The 20,138-nt window shown below is 70.7% G+C and carries 19 protein-coding genes; 18 read left to right on the top strand and 1 reads right to left on the bottom strand.

The annotated features are described in order from the left end of the window. Positions 1 to 2: 2 nt before the first annotated feature. The 12 genes from murG to GCU42_RS14135 all read left to right on the top strand — a co-directional run bounded on the left by murG (position 3) and on the right by GCU42_RS14135 (position 14,041). Positions 3 to 1,166, top strand: coding sequence for an undecaprenyldiphospho-muramoylpentapeptide beta-N-acetylglucosaminyltransferase (murG, locus tag GCU42_RS14080; protein WP_114228434.1), 1,164 nt, complete (start codon positions 3 to 5; stop codon positions 1,164 to 1,166). Then, the gene (gene murC, locus GCU42_RS14085; protein WP_114228433.1) at positions 1,163 to 2,575 is read left to right on the top strand and encodes a UDP-N-acetylmuramate--L-alanine ligase; all 1,413 of its coding nucleotides are present in this window, start codon (positions 1,163 to 1,165) and stop codon (positions 2,573 to 2,575) included. Before murG ends, murC begins: the two co-directional genes overlap by 4 nt. Before the next feature lie 98 nt (positions 2,576 to 2,673). Continuing rightward, positions 2,674 to 3,591 (top strand): UDP-N-acetylmuramate dehydrogenase, encoded by a 918-nt coding sequence (gene murB, locus GCU42_RS14090; RefSeq protein WP_114228643.1) that lies wholly within the window; start codon positions 2,674 to 2,676, stop codon positions 3,589 to 3,591. Positions 3,592 to 3,617: 26 nt separating this feature from the next. Beyond that, complete coding sequence (locus GCU42_RS14095) at positions 3,618 to 4,514, top strand: D-alanine--D-alanine ligase (protein WP_425505013.1); 897 nt, start codon at positions 3,618 to 3,620, stop codon at positions 4,512 to 4,514. Then, a complete protein-coding gene (locus GCU42_RS14100) occupies positions 4,511 to 5,407 on the top strand; it encodes a cell division protein FtsQ/DivIB (RefSeq protein WP_114228431.1) in 897 nt (298 codons plus the stop codon). The genes GCU42_RS14095 and GCU42_RS14100 overlap by 4 nt, the downstream gene beginning before the upstream one ends. Next, entirely contained in the window at positions 5,407 to 6,672 is a 1,266-nt protein-coding gene (gene ftsA, locus GCU42_RS14105; RefSeq protein WP_114228430.1) for a cell division protein FtsA, read from the top strand. The genes GCU42_RS14100 and ftsA overlap by 1 nt, the downstream gene beginning before the upstream one ends. Positions 6,673 to 6,844: 172 nt before the next feature. Next, a complete protein-coding gene (ftsZ, locus tag GCU42_RS14110; protein WP_114228429.1) occupies positions 6,845 to 8,233 on the top strand; it encodes a cell division protein FtsZ in 1,389 nt (462 codons plus the stop codon). A 150-nt stretch (positions 8,234 to 8,383) separates the two neighbouring features. Beyond that, positions 8,384 to 9,631: an SPOR domain-containing protein gene (locus GCU42_RS14115; RefSeq protein WP_114228428.1), complete on the top strand. Its 1,248-nt coding sequence runs from the start codon at positions 8,384 to 8,386 to the stop codon at positions 9,629 to 9,631. Next, entirely contained in the window at positions 9,628 to 10,791 is a 1,164-nt protein-coding gene (locus tag GCU42_RS14120) for a deoxyguanosinetriphosphate triphosphohydrolase (protein WP_114228427.1), read from the top strand. The genes GCU42_RS14115 and GCU42_RS14120 overlap by 4 nt, the downstream gene beginning before the upstream one ends. Before the next feature lie 65 nt (positions 10,792 to 10,856). Beyond that, entirely contained in the window at positions 10,857 to 12,392 is a 1,536-nt protein-coding gene (locus GCU42_RS14125) for a DUF1800 domain-containing protein (protein ID WP_114228426.1), read from the top strand. Positions 12,393 to 12,394: 2 nt separating this feature from the next. Continuing rightward, positions 12,395 to 13,537 (top strand): DUF1501 domain-containing protein, encoded by a 1,143-nt coding sequence (locus GCU42_RS14130; RefSeq protein WP_114228425.1) that lies wholly within the window; start codon positions 12,395 to 12,397, stop codon positions 13,535 to 13,537. 72 nt (positions 13,538 to 13,609) lie between these two features. Then, positions 13,610 to 14,041, top strand: coding sequence for a DoxX family protein (locus tag GCU42_RS14135; RefSeq protein WP_114228424.1), 432 nt, complete (start codon positions 13,610 to 13,612; stop codon positions 14,039 to 14,041). Positions 14,042 to 14,113: 72 nt separating this feature from the next. On the opposite strand, the gene GCU42_RS14140 is transcribed toward GCU42_RS14135, so the two are convergent. Then, on the bottom strand, positions 14,114 to 14,500 hold the full coding sequence (locus GCU42_RS14140) for an RcnB family protein (protein ID WP_114228423.1): 387 nt from the start codon (positions 14,498 to 14,500) through the stop codon (positions 14,114 to 14,116). A 144-nt stretch (positions 14,501 to 14,644) separates the two neighbouring features. Between GCU42_RS14140 and argS the strand changes: the two genes are divergently transcribed. The 6 genes from argS to scpB are packed head-to-tail and all read left to right on the top strand — an operon-like array spanning position 14,645 to position 20,130. Next, a complete protein-coding gene (gene argS, locus GCU42_RS14145; RefSeq protein WP_114228422.1) occupies positions 14,645 to 16,378 on the top strand; it encodes an arginine--tRNA ligase in 1,734 nt (577 codons plus the stop codon). Between the two features lie 2 nt (positions 16,379 to 16,380). Further along, positions 16,381 to 17,142 (top strand): SPOR domain-containing protein, encoded by a 762-nt coding sequence (locus GCU42_RS14150; RefSeq protein WP_152569597.1) that lies wholly within the window; start codon positions 16,381 to 16,383, stop codon positions 17,140 to 17,142. Positions 17,143 to 17,144: 2 nt separating this feature from the next. Continuing rightward, positions 17,145 to 17,801, top strand: coding sequence for an SPOR domain-containing protein (locus tag GCU42_RS14155; RefSeq protein WP_114228678.1), 657 nt, complete (start codon positions 17,145 to 17,147; stop codon positions 17,799 to 17,801). Continuing rightward, positions 17,802 to 18,809, top strand: coding sequence for a beta-N-acetylhexosaminidase (nagZ, locus tag GCU42_RS14160; RefSeq protein WP_114228679.1), 1,008 nt, complete (start codon positions 17,802 to 17,804; stop codon positions 18,807 to 18,809). Further along, positions 18,806 to 19,561: a segregation and condensation protein A gene (locus tag GCU42_RS14165; RefSeq protein ID WP_114228680.1), complete on the top strand. Its 756-nt coding sequence runs from the start codon at positions 18,806 to 18,808 to the stop codon at positions 19,559 to 19,561. The genes nagZ and GCU42_RS14165 overlap by 4 nt, the downstream gene beginning before the upstream one ends. Next, positions 19,561 to 20,130: an SMC-Scp complex subunit ScpB gene (gene scpB / locus GCU42_RS14170; RefSeq protein WP_114228681.1), complete on the top strand. Its 570-nt coding sequence runs from the start codon at positions 19,561 to 19,563 to the stop codon at positions 20,128 to 20,130. Before GCU42_RS14165 ends, scpB begins: the two co-directional genes overlap by 1 nt. Positions 20,131 to 20,138 lie beyond the last annotated feature (8 nt).

Consider the following 20,138-nt stretch of genomic DNA (forward strand, 5'->3'; position numbering starts at 1 on the left):
CAATGCAATTCGTGCTCGCCGCCGGCGGTACCGGCGGCCACATGATCCCGGCCCATGCGCTCGCCGCCGAGTTGAAGGCGCGCGGGCATGGCGTGCTGCTGATCACCGATGAGCGTGGGCGTCGCATTCCGGGGCTGTTCGCCGGCGTGCCGGTCGAGGTGCTCCAGGCGGGGCGGATCACCAGGAACCCGATCGCGCTCGCCAGGGGCATGTTGAGCGTGCTCGCCGGGCGGCGTGAGGCCAAGGCGCTCTATCGCCGCGGCCGGCCCGATGCGGTGATCGGCTTCGGCGGCTATCCCGCTTTCCCGGCGCTGCTCGCCGCGCGCTCGCTCGGCATCCCGACCGTGCTGCACGAACAGAATGCGGTGCTCGGCCGGGTCAACCGCCTGCTCGCCGGCGGCGCCCAAGCGATCGCCACCGCCTACGAGCGCATCGGGCGTTTGAAGCCCTCGCAGAAGGCCAAGTGCGTGCTGGTCGGCAATCCGGTGCGCCAGGCGATCGTCCGGCTGGGCGAGCAGCCGTTTCCCGCCTTCGACGAATATTCGCCGCTCAAGATATTGATCACCGGCGGCAGCCAGGGCGCGACCATCCTCGGCCGCGTCGTCCCGCGCGGCTTCGCGGCGCTCAACACCTCGCTCCGCCACCGGCTGCAGATCGTCCAGCAATGCCGCCCCGACGACATCGAGCTGGTCCGCGAGGCCTATCGCGTGCTCGAGATCCCGGCCGAGCTCACCACCTACATCGACGACATGGCCGCCAAGCTGTCCGACGCGCACCTCGTCATCGGCCGCGCCGGCGCCTCGACCATTGCCGAGCTGACCGCCGCCGGTCGCCCCGCGATCCTCATCCCGCTGCCGATCGCCACCGACGACCACCAGACCGCCAACGCGCGCGAGATGGCGCGGGCGGGCGGAGCGCGGATGATCCCGCAGCCCGACTTCACCCCCGAGATGCTCGCCCGGCAGATCGAAGCGCTCGCCGCCGACCCCGAGGCGCTCGCCAACGCCGCCGCCCGCGCGCTGTCGGTCGGCCGCCCCCGCGCCGCGCAGGACCTCGCCGACCTCGTCGAGCGGGTCGCCAACAAGCAGGCCCCGACGCTCGTCGGCCCCGCCACCGCGACCGCGCCGGCGGCCTCGCTCAAGCCGGCGGGAGCAGCCGCGGCATGAAGGCGTTCGGCACCGACATCGGCACCATCCATTTCGTCGGCATCGGCGGCATCGGCATGTCGGGCATCGCCGAGGTGATGCACCAATTGGGCTACAAGGTGCAGGGCTCGGACGTCGCCGACAGCTACGTCACCGAAGGCCTGCGCAAGGCCGGCATCCCGGTGATGATCGGGCAGAGCGCCGACAATCTGGGCGAGGCGACCGTCGTCGTCACCTCGACCGCGATCCGGGCCGACAATCCCGAGGTCGCCGCCGCCGCCGAGCGCCGCCTGCCGCGGGTCAAGCGCGCCGAGATGCTCGCCGAGCTGATGCGGATGCAGTCGACCATCGCGGTCGCCGGCACCCACGGCAAGACAACCACCACCTCGATGATCGCGGCGATGCTCGACGCCGGCGGAATCGACCCGACCGTGATCAACGGCGGCATCATCAACAGCTATGGCTCGAACGCCCGCCTCGGCAAGTCCGACTGGATGGTGGTCGAGGCCGACGAGAGCGACGGCAGCTTCCTCCGCCTCGACGGGACCATCGCGGTGGTCACCAACATCGATCCCGAGCATCTCGACCACTACGGCAGCTTCGACGTGGTCAAGGACAAGTTCGTCGAGTTCGTCGAGAACGTGCCCTTCTACGGCCTCGCCGTGATGTGCATCGACCATCCGGTGGTGCAGTCGATCTTGAGCCGCATCCGCGACCGCCGCGTCATCACCTACGGCTTCTCGGCCAGCGCCGACCTGCGCGCGGAGAATGTAGTCGCGGCCGACGGCGGCTCGCGCTTCGACGCGCTGGTGCTCGAGCGCGACGGCGGGCGGCGGGTGATCGACGGGGTGCGTCTGCCGATGCCCGGGCGGCACAACGTCCAGAATGCGCTGGCAGCGATCGCGGTCGGGCTCGAACTCGGGATGAGCGACGAGGCCATCCGCAAAGGCTTCGCCCAGTTCGGCGGGGTCAAGCGCCGCTTCACCCGCGTCGGTGAGGTCGACGGCGCGCTGATCATCGACGACTACGCCCATCACCCGGTCGAGATCCGGGCGGTGCTGTCGGCCGCGCGCGAGAGCGCGGAAGGGCGCGTGATCGCGGTGGTCCAGCCGCACCGCTTCACCCGCCTGCGCGACCTGATGGAAGAATTCTCCGCCGCCTTCAACGACGCCGACGTGGTGCTGGTCGCGCCGGTCTATGCCGCGGGCGAGCAGCCGATCGAGGGCGTCGACGCCGCCGCGCTCGCCGACGACATCCGCGCCCGCGGCCACCGCATGGTCCGCACCGTCGCCGACCTCGACGACCTGTGCGGCGTATTGCGCGACCTCGCTGCCGAGGGCGACATGGTGATCTGCATGGGCGCGGGCGACATCACCAAGTGGGCGGCCAAGCTCGCCGACGAGGTGTGCGCCGCAAGGGCCAACAAGTGAGCGAGCGGGCCACCGAGGTCGCTCGTCCTGAGCGGAGGCCGCAGGCCGCAGTCGAAGGGCGCCCTTCGACTTCGCTTCGCTCCGCTCAGGACGAGCGGATCCCAAGCGCTAGGGGCAAGCTCAAACCCAATGCCCCCCTCGCGCCCCTCGTCTGGTTCAAGTCCGGCGGCCCCGCCGAAACCCTGTTCGAACCCGCCGACGTCGCCGATCTCCAGGCTTTCCTTCGCGCTCTCCCGCCAGAGGTCCCCGTCATGGCCCTCGGCCTCGGCTCCAACCTGATCGTCCGCGACGGCGGCGTGCCCGGCGTGGTCGTCCGCCTCGGCAAGCCCTTCGCGACGGTCGAGCGGCTCGACGAGGTCACCATCCGCTGCGGCGGCGGCGCCTCGGGCATCCTCGTTTCCTCGACCGCGCGCGACGCCGGCATCACGGGCGTCGAATTCCTCCGCTCAATCCCCGGCACCGTCGGCGGCTTCGTCCGGATGAACGGCGGCGCCTACGGCCGCGAGGTAAAGGACGTGCTGATCGAAGCCGAGGTCGTCCTCCGCTCGGGCGAGCTTGTTACCCTGACCAACGCCGACCTCGGCTACACCTACCGCCATTCGGAGCTGCCGGCCGGCGCGGTGGTCGTTTCCGCCACCTTCCGCGGCGAGCCGGGCGAACCCGAGGCGATCCAGGCCGAAATGGACCGCATCGCCGCCAGCCGCGAAGCCTCGCAGCCGCTGCGCAGCCGGACCGGCGGCTCGACCTTCAAGAACCCGCTGCCCAAGAAGGCGTGGGAAGTGATCGACGCCGCCGGCTGCCGCGGGCTGACCCGCGGCGGGGCGCAGGTCTCGGAAAAGCATTGCAACTTCCTCCTCAACCTCGGTAGCGCGACCAGCGCCGACATCGAGCAGTTGGGCGAAGACGTGCGCACCCGCGTCCGAGCCCACAGCGGGGTCGAGCTAGAGTGGGAAATTCAGCGGGTCGGCATGTTTGCCGACGACGCCAAACAAGAGCGCGTGGGAGTGGCGGAGTGAATCGCGATCAGCATGTCGTCGTCCTGATGGGCGGCTGGTCGTCCGAGCGCGAAGTCTCGCTGATGAGCGGCAAGGGCGTCGCCGATGCCCTGCGCGAGCGCGGCTGGTCGAACGTCAGCACCCTCGACATGGGCCGCGACGTCGCCGAGCGACTGAACGAATTGAAGCCCGACGTCGTCTTCAACGCGCTCCACGGCCATCCGGGCGAGGACGGCACCGTCCAGGGCATGCTCGAGCTGATGGGCATTCCCTACACCCATTCGGGCGTCACCACCTCGGCGATCGCAATCGACAAGGAACTGACCAAGCTGCTGCTCGTCCCGGCCGGCGTGCGGATGCCCAGGGGGACGATGGTCAAGAGCGCCGACCTCCACTCGGGCGACCCGTTGCCTCGGCCCTATGTGCTGAAGCCCGTCAACGAAGGCTCGTCGGTCGGCGTGGCGATCGTCACCGCCGAGGGCAATTACGGCAGCCCGATCGGCCGCGACGTCGCGGGGCCGTGGGCCGAATTCGACGAACTCCTCGCCGAGCCCTTCATCGCCGGCCACGAGCTGACCGTCGCGGTGCTTGGCGACGAGGCTTTGTGCGTCACCGAACTCAAGCCCAAGGTCGGCTTCTACGATTTCGACAGCAAATATACCGACGGCCTAACCGAGCACATCTGCCCGGCTCGGGTTCCGGACGAGATCGCCCAGTCGATGCTCGACATGGCGCTGACCGCGCATAGGGTGCTTGGCTGCAAGGGCGCCAGCCGATCGGATTTCCGCTGGGACGACACGCAGGGCGAGGCCGGCGTTTACCTGCTCGAGGTCAACACCCAGCCCGGCATGACCCCGCTGAGCCTGGTCCCCGAGCAGGCCCGCCAGCGCGGCATTTCCTACGGCGAGCTGGTCGAACAGCTGATCGCCGAGGCGCTGCAATGAACGCGCAAACGGTCCGGCGCGGTGGGACGGGCGCCCGCAAGGGCAGCCGCAAGCCCGCGCGCCAGGCCGCCGTTTCGGCCAAGGCCAAGCGCGAGATCGGCAAATTGGCCGGCTGGGGCCTCGGCCTGTTCGTCACCGCGCTGCTGGTCGGGGTCGGCTTCGCGCTCGACCTCCCCGCCAAGATCGGCCACGCCGCGGGCGAGGCGACCGGCGCCGCCGGCTTCTCGGTCGCCGGCTACCAGATCGTGGGCCTCAAACGGATGGACCGCCGCATCGTTGACGAGGTCGTTACCGGCGAGCTCCACCGCGCCGCCGAATTGTCCGAGCGCGACGACAAGCCCGCGCAGGCCCTCGTCAGCGCCAGCGCGATCCGCGACCAGCTGATGCAATATGGCTGGGTCAAGGACGCCCGCGTTTCGCGCCGGCTGCCCGACCAGCTCGTCATCGACATCGTCGAGCGCAAGCCCGCCGCAGTGTGGCAGAACAAGGGGCAGTTGAGCCTGGTCGACGCCGAGGGCGTGGTGCTCGCGCCGGTCCCGCTCGACAAGATGCCCGACCTCCCGCTGATCATCGGCCAGGGCGCCAACGGCCATTCGGTCGAGCTGGGCGAATTGATGAAGGACGTGCCCACCCTGAAACCGCAACTCGCCTCGGCGACCTGGATCGGCGGCCGCCGCTGGGACCTCGCCTTCACCTCGGGTGAGACGCTCGCGCTCCCCGAAGGCGACGACGATGCCGCCACCGCGCTTAAGCGCTTCGCCAAGCGCGACCGCACCCAGGGCCTCCTCGGCCGCGGGTTCAAGCGCTTCGACCTGCGCGTGCCCGGCAAGATGATCGTCCGCCTGCCGCAGGACCTGCCGCCACCCCCCAAGCCGACCGAGCAGCCGAGCTAATGGCCGCTCCCCAGACCACCCCGCTGATCGGGGCGCTCGACATCGGTTCGTCCAAGGTCACCGCGCTCATCTGCACCAGCGATGCCGACGGGCGGCTGCGCGTGCTCGGCACCGGCCAGCGCGAGAGCCGCGGGGTCAAGCGCGGCTTCATCACCGACATGGAGGCGAGCGAGGTCGCCGTCCGCGAAGCGGTCGAGCAGGCCGAGCGGATGGCCGCGCAGTCGATCGACGACGTCTGGGCGAGCTTCGGCGCCGGCGGCCTCACCAGCGATCTCGCCAATGTCGAGGTGCTGCTCGGCGGCCACCAGGTCGAGCAATCCGACGTCGAGGAGCTGCTCGCCGCCGGGCGTCAGGCGGTCGACCGCCAGGGCCAGGTCGTGCTCCACGCCAACCCCGCGCTCTACACGCTCGACGACGTCCAGGGGGTCAAGCACCCGGTCGGGCTCCACGCCGAGAAACTGGGCGTCGACATCAACGTCATCGCCGCCAACGCCGGCCCCCTGCGCAACGTCGACCTCACCATCCGCCAGGCGCACCTCGGCGTCCGCGCGATCGTCGCCGCGCCGGTCGCGACTGGCCTCGCGGTGCTGAGCCAGGAGGAGCGCGACCTCGGCGTCGCCTTGGTCGAATTGGGCGCCGAGACCACCAACGTCTCGCTCCACGCCGGCGGGATGCTGGTGGGGCTGCGCTCGATCCCCCTGGGCGCGCGCGATATCACCGACGACATCGCCTGCGCCTTCGGAGTCAGCCGCCGCGATGCCGAGCGGATGAAATGCTTCCACGGCTCGGCGATGACCAGTCCCCGCGACAATCACGAGATGGTCGAGGCGCGCGGCGTCGGTGCCGACGAACATGCCGAGCCGATGCGGATCAGCCGCGCGCAGCTGATGACCGTGATCCGCCAGCGGGTCGAGGAGATCACCGGCGAGATCGAGAAGAGCCTCAAGGAACTGGGCTTCACCGGCCCGGTCGGCCGCCAGGTCGTGCTGACCGGGGGCGGGGCAGAGCTCAAGAACATCGCCGATTACATGCAGGGCGTGCTCGGCCGCGCGGTGCGGGTCGGCCGGCCCAAGCAATTGACCGGCCTCCCCGACGCCCACTCGGGCCCGGGCTTCTCGACCCTGGTCGGGCTGGCCCTCATCGGCCACGGCGGCCCCAGCGACATTCGCGACATCGCGCTCGGCCAGGCCGGGCACCGCCGCAAGGCCGCGGGCGGGGGCATGTTCAGCCGGCTGATCGCGGCGATGAAGGGCGATTCGGCCTGAACCCAGACGGCCGGTTGTGCCGTTCTGAATCAGCTTGAGTCCGTTTGGTCACATCCCGCCTTCTTTTCGTCGGACTGGTTAACTTTTCCGCTTGCCCGCGGGACTCGGGCGATTCATAGATTCGTGTCGAGCATTCAACGCGCTAGGCAGCGCCTTTGGGGGACTTCACGTCATGAGCATCGATTTCATCCGTCCGGCCGTCGATGAGCTTCGTCCCCGGATCACGGTGATCGGCGTCGGCGGCGCTGGCGGCAACGCCATCGCCAACATGATCCGCCGCGATGTTCAGGGCGTCGACTTCCTCGTCGCCAACACCGATGCGCAGGCGCTCAACCATTCGCTGGCCGATCGCCGCGTCCAGCTCGGACCGAAGATCACTCAAGGGTTGGGGGCGGGCTCGCGGCCGGAGATCGGGCGCGCCGCTGCCGAGGAAACCATCGACGAACTCGACCGCCTGCTCGACGGTTCGCACATGTGCTTCATCGCCGCCGGTATGGGCGGCGGCACCGGCACCGGCGCCGCGCCGGTCATCGCCAAGGCCGCGCGCGACAAGGGCATCCTGACCGTCGGCGTGGTGACCAAGCCGTTCGCCTTCGAGGGCGCCCGCCGCGCCCGCGCTGCCGACGCCGGCATCGCGGAGCTGCAGACTCACGTCGACACGCTGATCGTCATCCCCAACCAGAATCTGTTCCGCCTCGCCAACTCGGACACGACCTTCAAGGAAGCGTTCGAAATGGCCGACGAGGTGCTCCAGCAGGGCGTCCGCGGGATCACCGACCTGATGGTCATGCCTGGCCTCATCAACCTCGACTTCGCCGACGTCCGCGCGGTGATGGGGGAGATGGGCAAGGCGATGATGGGCACGGGCGAAGCCTCGGGCGAGAATCGCGCCATCGAAGCGGCAGAAAAGGCCATCTCCAATCCGCTGCTCGACGGGGTCAGCATGAAGGGCGCCAAGGGCGTCATCGTGTCGATCGTCGGCGGCGAGGACATGCGCCTGATGGAGGTGGACGAGGCCGCCAGCCACATCAAGGAACTGGTCGACGCCGACGCCAACATCATCTGGGGCTCGGCCTTCAACAACGACCTCGACGGCAAGATCCGCGTCTCGGTGGTCGCCACCGGGATCGAGGCCGAGGAGGCGACCAAGCCGACCTCGACGACCGCCAGCAGCGCCGCCCCGACCAAGGTGTTCAGCTTCCCCGGTGCCGGTCGCAATGCCACCACCACCGCGGCCGCTCCAGTAGCCGCCGCTCCGGCGCCCGCGCCGACCGCCGCCGCCGAGCCGCTCGAGCTCGGCCAGGACGAGGACGCCGACGAGCTGCTGCTCGACAGCGACGACATCCTGACCTCGCCGGTCGGCGCGCCCCCGGTGCCGCCGCCCACCGCCGAGGCCGAGGAAGCCCCCAAGGCCAAGCCGGTCCGCGACAGCGGGACGCTGTTCGAGCGGATGAGCAACATCGCGCGCGGCGCGGGCAAGCTCGACGAAGAGCCGGCCCCGACCATCCGCCGCGAGCCGCTCGACATCCCGCGCTTCCTCAACCGCCAGAACAATCAGTAACGCCCGCGCTGGCGATCCTTGCTGATCGAACCCGAACCCCGGCCTTGTGCCGGGGTTCGTCGTTTCAACTCACCCGCCGTCCACCACGCCCTGTCGCTCGCCCCCCTATCGGCAAGCTGCGGGCAAGCTAGGCGCAGGCACGGGGTGGGAATGATCCGGAACATCGTGCTCGGGGCGTGGGCGGCGGCGTTGGCGCTGCCCCAAGTGGCGTCCGCGCAATATATCGGCGGCAACGCGCCGCCGCCGCCCCCGGCGCCGCTGCCGGGGCAGATCGAGACGCCGGCTGCCGCGCTCGCCCGCAACATCCGCATCCTCGCCGGCGATCCGCGAAACTACCAGGCGCTCCTGGGCGCGGGCCAGGCCGCGCTTGCCAGCGGCGACGCCGAGGCGGCGATCGGCTTCTTCGGCCGCGCCAGCGACGTCAACACGTCGAGCTGGGTGCCGCGGGTCGGGCAGGGCGCCTCGCTGGTCCAGCTGATGGACCCCACCGCCGCGATGCAGGCCTTCGCCGCCGCCCAGCGGCTGGGCGCCAGCCAGGCCGCGATCGCGCTCGACCGCGGGCTCGCCTTCGACCTGCTCGGCGACCAGGCCAAGGCGCAGTCGGACTATCGCGTTGCGCTCACCGGCACCGATCCCAACGAAGCGCGCCGGCGGCTGGCGCTCAGCCTCGCGGTCAGCGGCCGCCGTTCGGAAGCGTTGGCGACGCTCGACCCGTTGCTCGCCCGCCGCGATCCCGGCGCGCTGCGCGCCCGCGCCTTCGTGCTCGCGTTGACCGGCGACACCGCGGGGGCGGTGAGCGCGGTCAACGCCGCGCTGCCGGGGCAGGGGAGCATGATGGACCCGTTCCTGCGCCGCCTGTCGACGCTCCGCCCGGCCGACAAGATCGCCGCGGTCCACTTCGGCGTGATGCCCGGCACCGGCGCGCCGGCCCCGAGCGGCTCGATCGCCACGGTGGTGGCCGGACCCCCGGCCGACCGCCTCGCCGACATCGACCAGTTGCTCCGCGCCGGCACGCCGCAAGCGCCCGCGCCGGTCCCCGCCGCGCCGGTCGGCATCCCCGTCGCCACGCTCCCTGCCGCGCGCGTCGCCGCCAGCGCCGTGCCGACGGTGGGCGTCGCCACCGCGCGTCCGCGCATCTGGCTCCAGCTCGCCAGCGGCACCGACGCCGCCGCGCTGCCCGCGCAATTCCGCCGCCTCGCCAGCCGCAACCGCGACTTGTTCGAGAACATCAGCCCCTATCTCGCCGAGGACGGCGGCCGCACCCGCTTGCTCATCGGCCCGTTCAAGAGCACGGCGGACGCCCAGACCTTCGCCGAGGACCTTTCCAGCGTGCAGATCCAAAGTTTCAGCTGGACCAGCGCGCCCGGCCAATTGGTCCGCAAGCTTCCCGCCCAATGACCTCCTTCGCGGCGCTCGCCGCCCGCGCCGACCAGTCCCGCGGCCGTTGCCATCCCGAACCCGACCAGGGCCCGCGCGGCCCCCGCGACCTGTTCCAGCGCGACCGCGACCGCATCGTCCACTCGGTCAGCTTCCGCCGCCTCCGCCACAAGACCCAGGTGTTCGTCGCCCCCGACGGTGACCATTATCGCGTCCGCCTGACCCACTCGATCGAGGTCGCGCAGATCGGCCGCACCATCGCCCGCGCGCTCGGCCTCAACGAGGACCTTACCGAAACTCTCTGCCTCGCCCACGACCTCGGCCACCCGCCATTCGGCCATGCCGGCGAGGATGCGCTCGACGCCGCGCTCAAGGAGTGGGGCGGGTTCGACCACAACGGCCACACGCTGCGGCTGGTGACCTGCCTTGAGGCGCCTTACCCCGAGTTCGACGGCCTCAACCTCAGCTGGGAAGCGCTTGAAGGCCTCGCCAAGCACAATGGCCCGGTCGCCGCGCCGCAGTGGGCGCTGGCTGAGGTCGACCGCACGGTCGGCCTCGACCTCGCCTCCTGGCCGAGCCTTGAGGCGCAGGTCGCCGCGCTGAGCGACGACATCGCCTATGACAATCACGACATCGACGACGGGCTGCGCGCCGGGCTGCTGAGCCTCGACCAGTTGCTCGAGCAGCCCTTCGTCCGCCGCCACTGGGAAGCGATCGAGCGGCGCCACCCCGACCTCGCGATCGACCGCAAGCTGAAGGCGCTGGTCCGCGACCAGATCGGTACCATGGTCGGCGACCTGCTCGACGAGACCCGCCGGCGGATCGCGGCGGCGGGTCCTCGGACCATCGCCGACGTCCGCCAAGCCGGCCACGCGCTGGTCGGCTTCTCGCCCGAACTGGCTGCGGAGGAGCGCGCCCTCAAGCGATTCCTCTACGCCAATCTCTACAACGCTCCCGCGCTGCAGCCGGTGCGCCGCGAAGCCCAGCGTGTCGTCGCCAACCTCGCCCAGGCCTACCTCGCCGAGCCGCGGCTGCTGCCCGACGCATGGCATCGCGGGGCCGACGATCTGACCGCGCGGGCGCGCAACGTCGCCGATTACGTCGCCGGGATGACCGACCCCTTCGCCATCCGCCGCCATCAGGAACTGTGCGGCAAAGTTAATCTTCCCGACCGCTTCTAGTCAGTCGGGGTTCACGCTCGGAAGCGGAGTTTGGCGCCGTTATTTGGCTGCTGGAGCGTTCGCTGATGAGCGACCTGATCTTTGCCCAGAACCGGTTCGGGCTCGGCCCGCGCGGTGACCAGTCACAAGGCGGCGGCGATGGCCGCGGATGGGTCGAAGCCCAGCTCGGCGCCAGGCTCGCCATGCTCTCCGATGCGCCGACCGGGGCCGAGGCGGCGCAGGCGCTGATCGCCTATCGCGACGAGCGCCGGAACGCCAAGCAGGCGGGGCTGCTGCAGCCCGCGAGCGTGCCGAAAGGCATGCCGATGGCGATGGCGACGACCGCCCCGATGACGGGCGCCACGATGACCGCGCCGGGGAGCGGCCCCGCGATGACGGCGGAGCCGATGACCGGCATGACCCCCGACGCGCGCCCTCCCCGGCGGGCGTCGAAACCGCCCGAACTGATGGACGCCCAGAAGGCCCAGCGGCAGCTTTATCTGTCCGCGGTCGACGCGCGTCTCAAGGCGTCGCTGGTAACGCCGACGCCGTTCCTCGAGCGGATGGCCCATTTCTGGGCCAACCATTTTGCCGTCGGGGCGAACAAGGCGGACACGGTCGGCTATGCCGGGCTGCTCGAACTCGACGCGATCCGCCCCAATCTGACGGGCCGTTTCGCCGACCTGTTGCTGGCGGTCGAGCGGCATCCCGCAATGCTCTTCTACCTCGATCAGGCGCAGTCGGTCGGGCCGCACAGCCAGGCCGGGCTCCGCGCGCAAGGCCGCGGCCGCGATGTTGGGCTCAACGAGAACCTCGCCCGCGAGATCATGGAGTTGCACACGCTCGGCGTCCGTTCGGGCTACAGCCAGGCCGACGTGACCGAATTCGCGCGCGCGCTGACCGGCTGGAACGTCGCCGGCATCGGCCGCGGCCCGGTGCAGCGTTTCATGACCGGCCAGCCCGGCGATTTCAATTTCGTTGAAGTGCTGCACGAGCCGGGCGCGCGGACGATCCTCGGCAAGCGCTACGCCGAGGACGGCGAGGCGCAGGCCCGCGCGGTGCTGATGGATCTCGCCGTCCACCCCGCCACCGCGCGCCACATCGCGACCAAGCTCACCCGCCATTTCGTCGCCGACGATCCGCCGCCGGCGGTGGTCGCACGGGTCGAGCAGGCCTTCCTCAAGAGCCGCGGCGACCTCCCCACCGTCTATCGCGCGCTGATCGCCTCGCCCGAGGCGTGGCAGCCCGACCGCCCCAAATTCCGCAATCCGTGGGAATGGACGGTCGCCAGCCTGCGCGCGCTCGACGTCCCGGCGCCGCCTGCACAGCGCACCGTCGGGCTGCTCCAGGAACTCGGCATGCCGGTGTGGCGGCCGACTTCGCCGGCGGGGTATGACGATCTCGCCGCCAGCTGGGCCGGTCCCGATGCACTGGTCCGCCGGGTCGAGGCGGCGCAGCGCTTCGCCAGCGCGGCAGGGCAGGGCACGGATGCCCGCGCCATCGCCCCCAAGGTGCTCGGCGCGCGCCTGACCGACGCCACCGCCACCGCGATCAGCCGCGCCGAAAGCCCCGCGACGGGCCTCGCCCTGCTGCTCGTCTCGCCCGAATTCCTGAGGAGGTAATCATGGACCGCCGCAGCTTTCTCGCCACCGGGGCGGTCGGCCTCGCCGCCACCACCTTCGCACCGCGCCTCGCCTTCGCCAAGGCGGCGACCGACCGCCGCTTCCTGTTCGTGATCCAGCGTGGCGCGGCGGACGGCCTCGCCATCCTCGCCCCGACCGGCGACCCCGGCTACGCCAGCCTCCGGCCCGAGCTTGGCGCCGATGCCGCCGGCGGGACCAAGCTCGACGCCATGTTCACCCTTCACCCGGCGCTGAAGCAGGTGGCGGCGATGACCGCGGCGCGGCAGGCGCTGCTGGTCCATGCGGTCGCCTCACCCTACCGCGACCGCTCGCATTTCGACGGCCAGAACGTGCTCGAGACCGGCGGCGCCTTGCCCTACCGGCTGCAGGACGGGTGGATGAACCGCCTGCTGCGGACCATGCCCGACGATCCCCAGGCGATCGCCTTCGCGCCGACCGTCCCGCCGGCGCTGCGTGGGTCGGCGCGGGTCGCCTCCTACGCCCCCTCGAACCTCCCCGCCGCAGGGGACGACCTGATGATCCGGGTCGGCGACCTCTACGCCCGCGACGCCCAGCTCGGCCCCTTGTGGAACGAGGCGCTGCAGGCGCGGACCAAGGCCGGCGACCTCGCCTCGGGCAAGGGTGCGGCCGCCGCCGGTGCGCTCGCCGCGCGGATGATGAAGGGGCCTGCCGGCGCGCGGATCGGGATGATCGAGACCGACGGCTGGGACACCCACACCGGGCAGAAGGGCCGCCTCACCGCGCAGCTCACCGGGCTCGACGCGATGCTCGCCGCCTACCGCGACGGGCTCGGCGAGGACTGGAAGAATACGCTGGTGCTGGTCGCCACCGAATTCGGCCGCACCGCGCATGAGAATGGCACCGGCGGGACCGACCACGGCACCGGCGCGACCGCCTTCCTGCTCGGCGGCGCGGTCAACGGCGGCAAGGTGCTCGCCGACTGGCCGGGGCTCGCACCCACCGCGCTTTACGAAGCGCGCGACCTCAAGCCGACGATCAACCTCGACGCGCTGGTGGCGACCGCGCTCGGCCAGCATTTCGGGCAGGATCCGGCGCGGATGGCGGGCGTGCTCTTCCCCGACACCGGCTCGGCGCCGCTCCGCCAGACGCTTGCGCTGAGCTGACCGGGGCCGCCGCGCTGGACTTTGCCGGCGCCGGTGGCAAGCTCCCCGCGTATCACATCAGGGGAGACGGATATGGACGGATTGTCGCGCTTTGCCGGGCCGGCGCACGCCTTGCTGCGGATCATGGCGGGGCTCTTGTTCTTCGAGCACGGGCTGCAGAAATTCTTTTCCTTCCCGCCGGGCCAGATGGCGGGGATGGGCCTCGCGCTTAACAATCCCGCCGCCTTCGCCGGGGTGATCGAATTCATCTGCGGCGCGCTGATCGCGCTCGGCCTGTTCACCCGCCTGGCGGCCTTCCTCGCCTCGGGCTGCATGGCGGTGGCTTATTTCATGGCCCACGCGCCCAAGGACTTCTTCCCGGTCAATAACATGGGCGACGCGGCGATCCTCTACTGCTTCATCTTCCTGTACCTCGCCGCCGCCGGAGCCGGCCCGTGGAGCCTCGACGGCAGCCGTCGCCGCACCGTGGTGACCGAGACCGAAGCGGAAACCCGCGCCGGCTAAAACTCGCCGTTCGGACAAACGAAAGGGCCCGGGGCGATCGCTCGCCCCGGGCCCTTCTTCATTCCGCTGCTCTTAGTAATAGCGGTTGTGGATCACCCGCAGGACGCGGCCGTTGCGGATGTTCACCAGTACCAGGTCGTTGCCGTAGCGCACCCAGCGCTGGTTGTAGGCCGGGCGACCGAGGTTCCAGCGGCCATAGTCGCTGATCACATAACGGTTGCCCCAGAAGCCCGGACGCAGCTGGTAGCCGACGGTCACCGGACGATAGGTCCAGCCCGCATAGGGCGCGACGTAGGCGACGCGACGGTCGCGATTATACTCACGACGGTCCTGGCGCAGCTCGCGGCGATCCTGGCGGATCTCCTGGCGATCGCGACGGATCTCCTGGCGCGACTGGGCGCTGGCGGCGGTCGGGATGGCGGTAGCGGCCATCAGGCCGAGCAGGATCAACTTACGCATGATAATCTCCTTCACATTCCCCGCGATACGAAAGACCTACGACTCGCAGGGTGAATTGTGCCGGAACGCGCTGTTCATCGTGCAACAAGCGCGACGAACCGAAAAAGGTGACGTTCTGCGCCGTGCGCGCTAGACGCCGCGGCTATGTCTTTGTTTGCCCGTTTCGCCGACCAAATGAACGAGATCCTCGACGCCATGGCGGCCGCGGGGGAGCTGCCGGTCGACCTCAATCGCAAGGCGGTGGCGGTCGAACCGCCGCGCGATGCCAGCCACGGCGACCTCGCCACCAATGCCGCGATGGTGCTCGCCAAGCCCGCCGGGAGCAATCCGCGCGCTCTCGCCGCGCTGCTGTCGCCGCGCCTCGAGCAACTCCCGGGTGTCACCGGGGTCGAGATTGCCGGCCCCGGCTTCATCAACCTGCGCCTCGATCCCGCGCTGTGGCGGGCCGAACTGGGTGCCATTCTCCGCGAGGGCGACGCCTACGGCCGCCGCGACCTCGGCAAGGGTGAGCGGGTCAACGTCGAATATGTCTCGGCCAACCCGACCGGACCGATGCACATGGGCCATTGTCGCGGCGCGGTGGTCGGCGACGCGCTCGCCAGCCTGCTCGAGGCGGCGGGCTTCGCGGTCACCCGCGAATATTACGTCAACGACGCCGGCAGCCAGGTCGACACGCTCGCCCGCTCGGCGCACCTGCGCTACCGCGAGGCGCTTGGCGCCGAGATCGGCGACATCCCCGAGGGCCTCTATCCGGGCGATTATCTGAAACCCGTCGGCCATCTGCTCGCCGCCGAGTTCGGCAGCAAATATGTCGATGCGCCCGAGGCCGAGTGGCTGGGCCTGTTCAAGCAGAAGACCGTCGCGGCGATGATGGATTTGATCCGTCACGACCTCGCCCGGCTCGGCATCCACCACGCCAAATTCGCTTCCGAGGCCGAATTGCAGGCCAGCGGCGCGCCCGAACGCGCGATGGAGATGCTCCGCGCCAAGGGCCTCGTCTACCAGGGCGAGCTCGAGCGGCCCAAGAGCCTCGACGAGCATGACGAGTGGGAACCGGTCGAGCTGACCCTGTTCCGCTCGACCCAGTTCGGCGACGACCAGGACCGCCCGATGAAGAAGTCGGACGGCAGCTGGACCTATTTCGGCGCCGACGCCGCCTACCACCTCCAGAAGGCCGAAAGCGCCGACCACCTCGTCAACATCTGGGGCGCCGACCACGCCGGCACCGTCAAGCGGATCAAGGCGGCTGTCACCGCGCTCACCGACGGCAAGGTCGATCTCGACGTCAAGCTGGTCCAGATGGTCCAGCTGCTCCGCGCTGGCGAGCCCATCAAGATGAGCAAGCGGGCGGGCAATTTCGTCACGTTGGCCGACGTGGTGGGCGAGGTCGGCAAGGACGTCGTCCGCTTCATGATGCTGACCAAGCGCGCGGACACCCCGCTCGACTTCGACTTCGCCAAGGTGGTCGAGGCGTCCAAGGACAACCCCGTCTTCTACGTCCAATATGCCCATGCGCGGATCGCCTCGCTCGGGCGCAAGGCAGCCGAAGCGGGGATCGCGGGTGACAGTCCGGCCAATCTCGACCTGCTCGATGCGGAAGAACTGGCGCTGGTGCGTCAGGCGGCGCAATATCCGCGCGTGATCGAAGCCGCCGCTCTTGCCCACGAACCGCACCGGATCGCCTTTTTCCTCTACGATCTGGCGGCGCAGTTCCACGCCCTGTGGAATCGCGGCAACGACGATCCCGGCCGCCGGTTCGTCCTCGACGACCAGCCCGAATTGAGCCGCGCCCGGCTCGAGCTGGCGCGCGGCGTCCAGCAGGTCATCCGCTCGGGCCTCAAGCTGATGGGCGTCGAAGCGGCGGAGGAACTGCGGTAGCGATGGCCGAGCCGGCGCGACAGACTGGCGACCGGCTGCCGTGGCTGACGGAGGTGCCCCGCACCACGCCGCCGCCACCGGCGACCAAGCGCAAGCTGCGCCTGCCGTTGCTCGCCTTCCTGCTCGGCGCCCTGTTCGCGCTGATCGCGATCGGCGCCTTCTGGCTCGGCTCGCGGCCAAGCAGCGGCGGCAATGCGGTCGCGCAGCAGGAGGAGCGCCCCGGCATGACCGCGCAGGTCGACACGTCGGCCGAGGCTGAGGCGCAGGCCCGCCGCGCCGGGGCCGAGCCCGCCGACGACACCGCCAACCAGGCACTTGCCGAAGAGGCCGAGGGCGCCGCGACTGAGGCCCCCGACACCGGCGCCCGCCGCGCCGCCGCCGCGAGCAACGACCGCCAGCTCGCCGAGGCCGCGCGCCGCGCCGCCATCGCCGCCCGCCGCGCCCCGCCGCGCCGCCGGACCGAGCGCACCGCCGCTGCCGCCCCGGTCCCCGTCTCCTTGCAGCCGGTCGTCCGCGGCCGGATTATCCAGACCGGCGCTTATCCGAGCCGCGCGGCCGCCGAACTCGCGTGGCAGGAGCTGGTCGCCAAATGGCCCTATCTCGGCACCAAGCCGCGGCTCATCTCGCCGCTCGAGGTGCGCTCGACCGATGGCCGCTCGACCCAGATGTTCCGGGTCCAGCTGGCGACCGCTTCGCAAGCCCAGTCGGTTGTCATATGCCAGCGCCTGACGGCGGCGAAACAGAGTTGCGTGGTGGTGTACTAGGAATGGCGACGCAGGATCAGAACTTCCCCTGGCTCGAAGCGGTCGAGGACGAGGATGACGCGCCGCGGCTGTCGGCGGGCCGGATGCTGATGGCGCTGACGCTGGTGCTGGTCGCCGCGCTGCTGGTTGCGGGGACGATGTTCTGGCTCGGCCGGCGCAACGCCGACGGCTCGGGCCCGGCAGAGCTGATCAAGGCCGATCCCAAGCCCTACAAGGTCAAGCCGAGCGATCCGGGCGGCCTCGACATCACCGGGGAGAGCGGCACCGCCTACGCCACCAGCGCGGGCGAGCAGCCCGACGCCCAACTCGACCTCAATGCCGTTCCCGAGGAGCCGGTCGCCCGGCCCAAGGCAGCGGCCCCGGCCCCGGCCCCGGCCGACGAGACACCGGACAAGGCGCCCGCCAAGGCCGAACCCGCCGCGCCCTCGGGCCCGGCCGGGAGCACCATCCAGCTCGGCTTCTATCCGAGCGGGTCGGCGGCCGAGAGTTCGTGGAAGTCGCTGTCAGGCCGCTTCTCGGCGATCGCCGGCGCGACCAAGCTGGTGGTCCCCTATCAGCAGGGCTTTCGGCTCCGCGCGACCTTCCCCTCGGCGGGCGAGGCGGGCCATGCCTGCCAGCTGCTCAAGGTCGCCGGCGAAGCCTGCTTCGTCGTTCGCTAGATGCAGGCCGCCATCTATTCGCTCGCCGGACCGGCGCTGACCGCCGACGAGCGCGCCTTCTTCGCCGACGTCGACCCGGCCGGCTACATCCTCTTCCGCCGCAATTGCGAGACCCGCGCGCAGCTGAAGGCGCTGACCGACGAGCTGCGCGCCATCCACGGCCGGCTCGAGCTGCCGATCCTGATCGACCAGGAGGGTGGCCGCGTCGCCCGGATGCGCCCGCCCGAATGGCCGTCCTTCCCCAGCGGCGAGGCGTTCGACCGGCTCTACCAGCTCGCCCCCTCCTCGGCGATCGAGGCGGCGCGGATGAACGCCCGCGCGATCGCGCTGGTGCTCGCCGAATGCGGGGTCAACGTGAACTGCCTGCCGATGCTCGACGTCCGCCAGCCCGGCGCGACCGACATCGTCGGCGACCGCGCCTATGGCGGTGAGCCGATGCAGGTGTCGGCCCTCGGCCGCGCGGTGCTCGACGGGATGGCCACCGCGGGCGTCATCGGCGTCGTCAAGCACATGCCCGGCCACGGCCGTGCTTTGGTCGACAGCCACCATGAGCTGCCGGTGGTGACCGCTTCCGACGACGCGCTGGCGAGCGACCTCGAGCCGTTCGAGCGGCTGGCCTCGGCCCCGATGGGCATGGTCGCGCACATCGTCTTCACCGCCTGGGACGCCGAGCGCCCATCGAGCCAGTCGCCGACGGTGATCGAGCGCATCATCCGCCAGCGGATCGGCTTCGGCGGCTTCCTGATGACCGACGACATCGGGATGGAAGCGCTGTCGGGCAGTCCCGGCGAGCGTTCGGCCGCCGCGCTCGCCGCCGGCTGCGACGCCACGCTCCACTGCTCGGGCAAGTATCACGAGATGCTCGACATCGCCGCCCACGTCGGTGCGCTCACCCCCGAGGCCGACGCCCGCCTCGCCCGCGCGATGGCCGCGGTGATGCTCGACGGCGACGGCCCCGACCTCGCCGCCGCTACCGCCAAGCGCGACGAGTTGCTGGCGCTGGTGTGACCGCCGAGCTGCCCCTCCACGACGACGATGAGCTGACCCTCAGCCTCGGCGCGTGGGAAGGGCCGCTCGACCTCCTGCTGACGCTCGCCCGCACCCAGAAGGTCGACCTCGCGCAAATCTCGATCCTCGCGCTGGTCGAGCAATATCTCGCTTACCTCCACGGCGTCCGCGCGCTCAAGCTCGAGATCGCCGCCGATTATCTCGTGATGGCGGCGTGGCTGGCCTATCTCAAATCCTGCCTGCTGCTCCCCAAGGACCCGACCCAGGATCCCAGCCCCGAGGAGCTGGCCGCGCGGCTTCACCTCCGCCTCCAGCGGCTCGATGCGATGCGCGAGGCGGGGGCGCGCTTGCTCGGCGGCGACCGGATCGGCCGCGACGTCTTCCGCCGCGGCGCGCCCGAGGGGCTGCGGCTGGTCCGCAAGGCCGCCTGGCAAGCGAGCGCCTTCGACCTGTTCGCCGCTTATGGCATGGTCCGCGCCCGCGCTGCCCCGGTGGTCCACCTGATCGCCCGCCGCGCGGTGCTGACGCTCGAGGAAGCGATCGAGCGGGTCTCGGCGCTGGTCGGCGCCCGGCTCGAATGGAGCCGGCTCGAAAGCTTCCTTCCCGTCACCCAGGACCCCGCCTTCCGCCGCAGCGCGCTCGCCTCCTCCTTCGCGGCGACGCTCGAGCTCGCCAAGCACGGCCGGATCGAGCTCCAGCAGGACGCGCCCTTCGCCCCGCTGATGGTCCGCGCCCGCGCGGCCAACGCCTGATGCACGACGAATTCGTCCGCGCCGTCGAGGCGACGCTGTTCGCCGCCGAGACCCCGCTCACCCCCGACGAGATCGCGGTCCAGGTCGGGGAGGGGGACCTCGCCGCCGCGCTCGCCGAGCTCGCCGATCACTATGCCGGACGCGGAGTGCAACTGGTCGAGCGCGGCGGCCGCTGGCATTTCCAGACCGCCCCCGACCTCGCCCACCTCCTCCGTCGCACCCGCGAGGAGCCGCGCCGGCTGAGCCGCGCGGCGACCGAGACGCTGGCGATTGTCGCCTATCACGAGCCCGTCAGCCGCGCCGAGATCGAGGCGATCCGCGGGGTCCAGATCTCCAAGGGCACGCTCGACGTGCTGATGGAAGCGGGCTGGGTGCGCACTGCCGGGCGGCGCGAAACCCCCGGCCGCCCGCTGCTCTACGCCACCACGCCCGACTTCCTCAGCCACTTCGGGCTGGGCTCGCGCCGCGACCTCCCCGGCATCGATGACCTCAAGGCGGCGGGGCTGCTCGACCCGGTCGACCTCAGCCTTTCGCAACTCCAACTGGAAAGCGCCGACGAAGACGACTAGATAGCGCC

The sequence above is a fragment of the Sphingomonas ginsengisoli An et al. 2013 genome, from assembly GCF_009363895.1.
GTDB lineage: Bacteria > Pseudomonadota > Alphaproteobacteria > Sphingomonadales > Sphingomonadaceae > Sphingomicrobium > Sphingomicrobium ginsengisoli.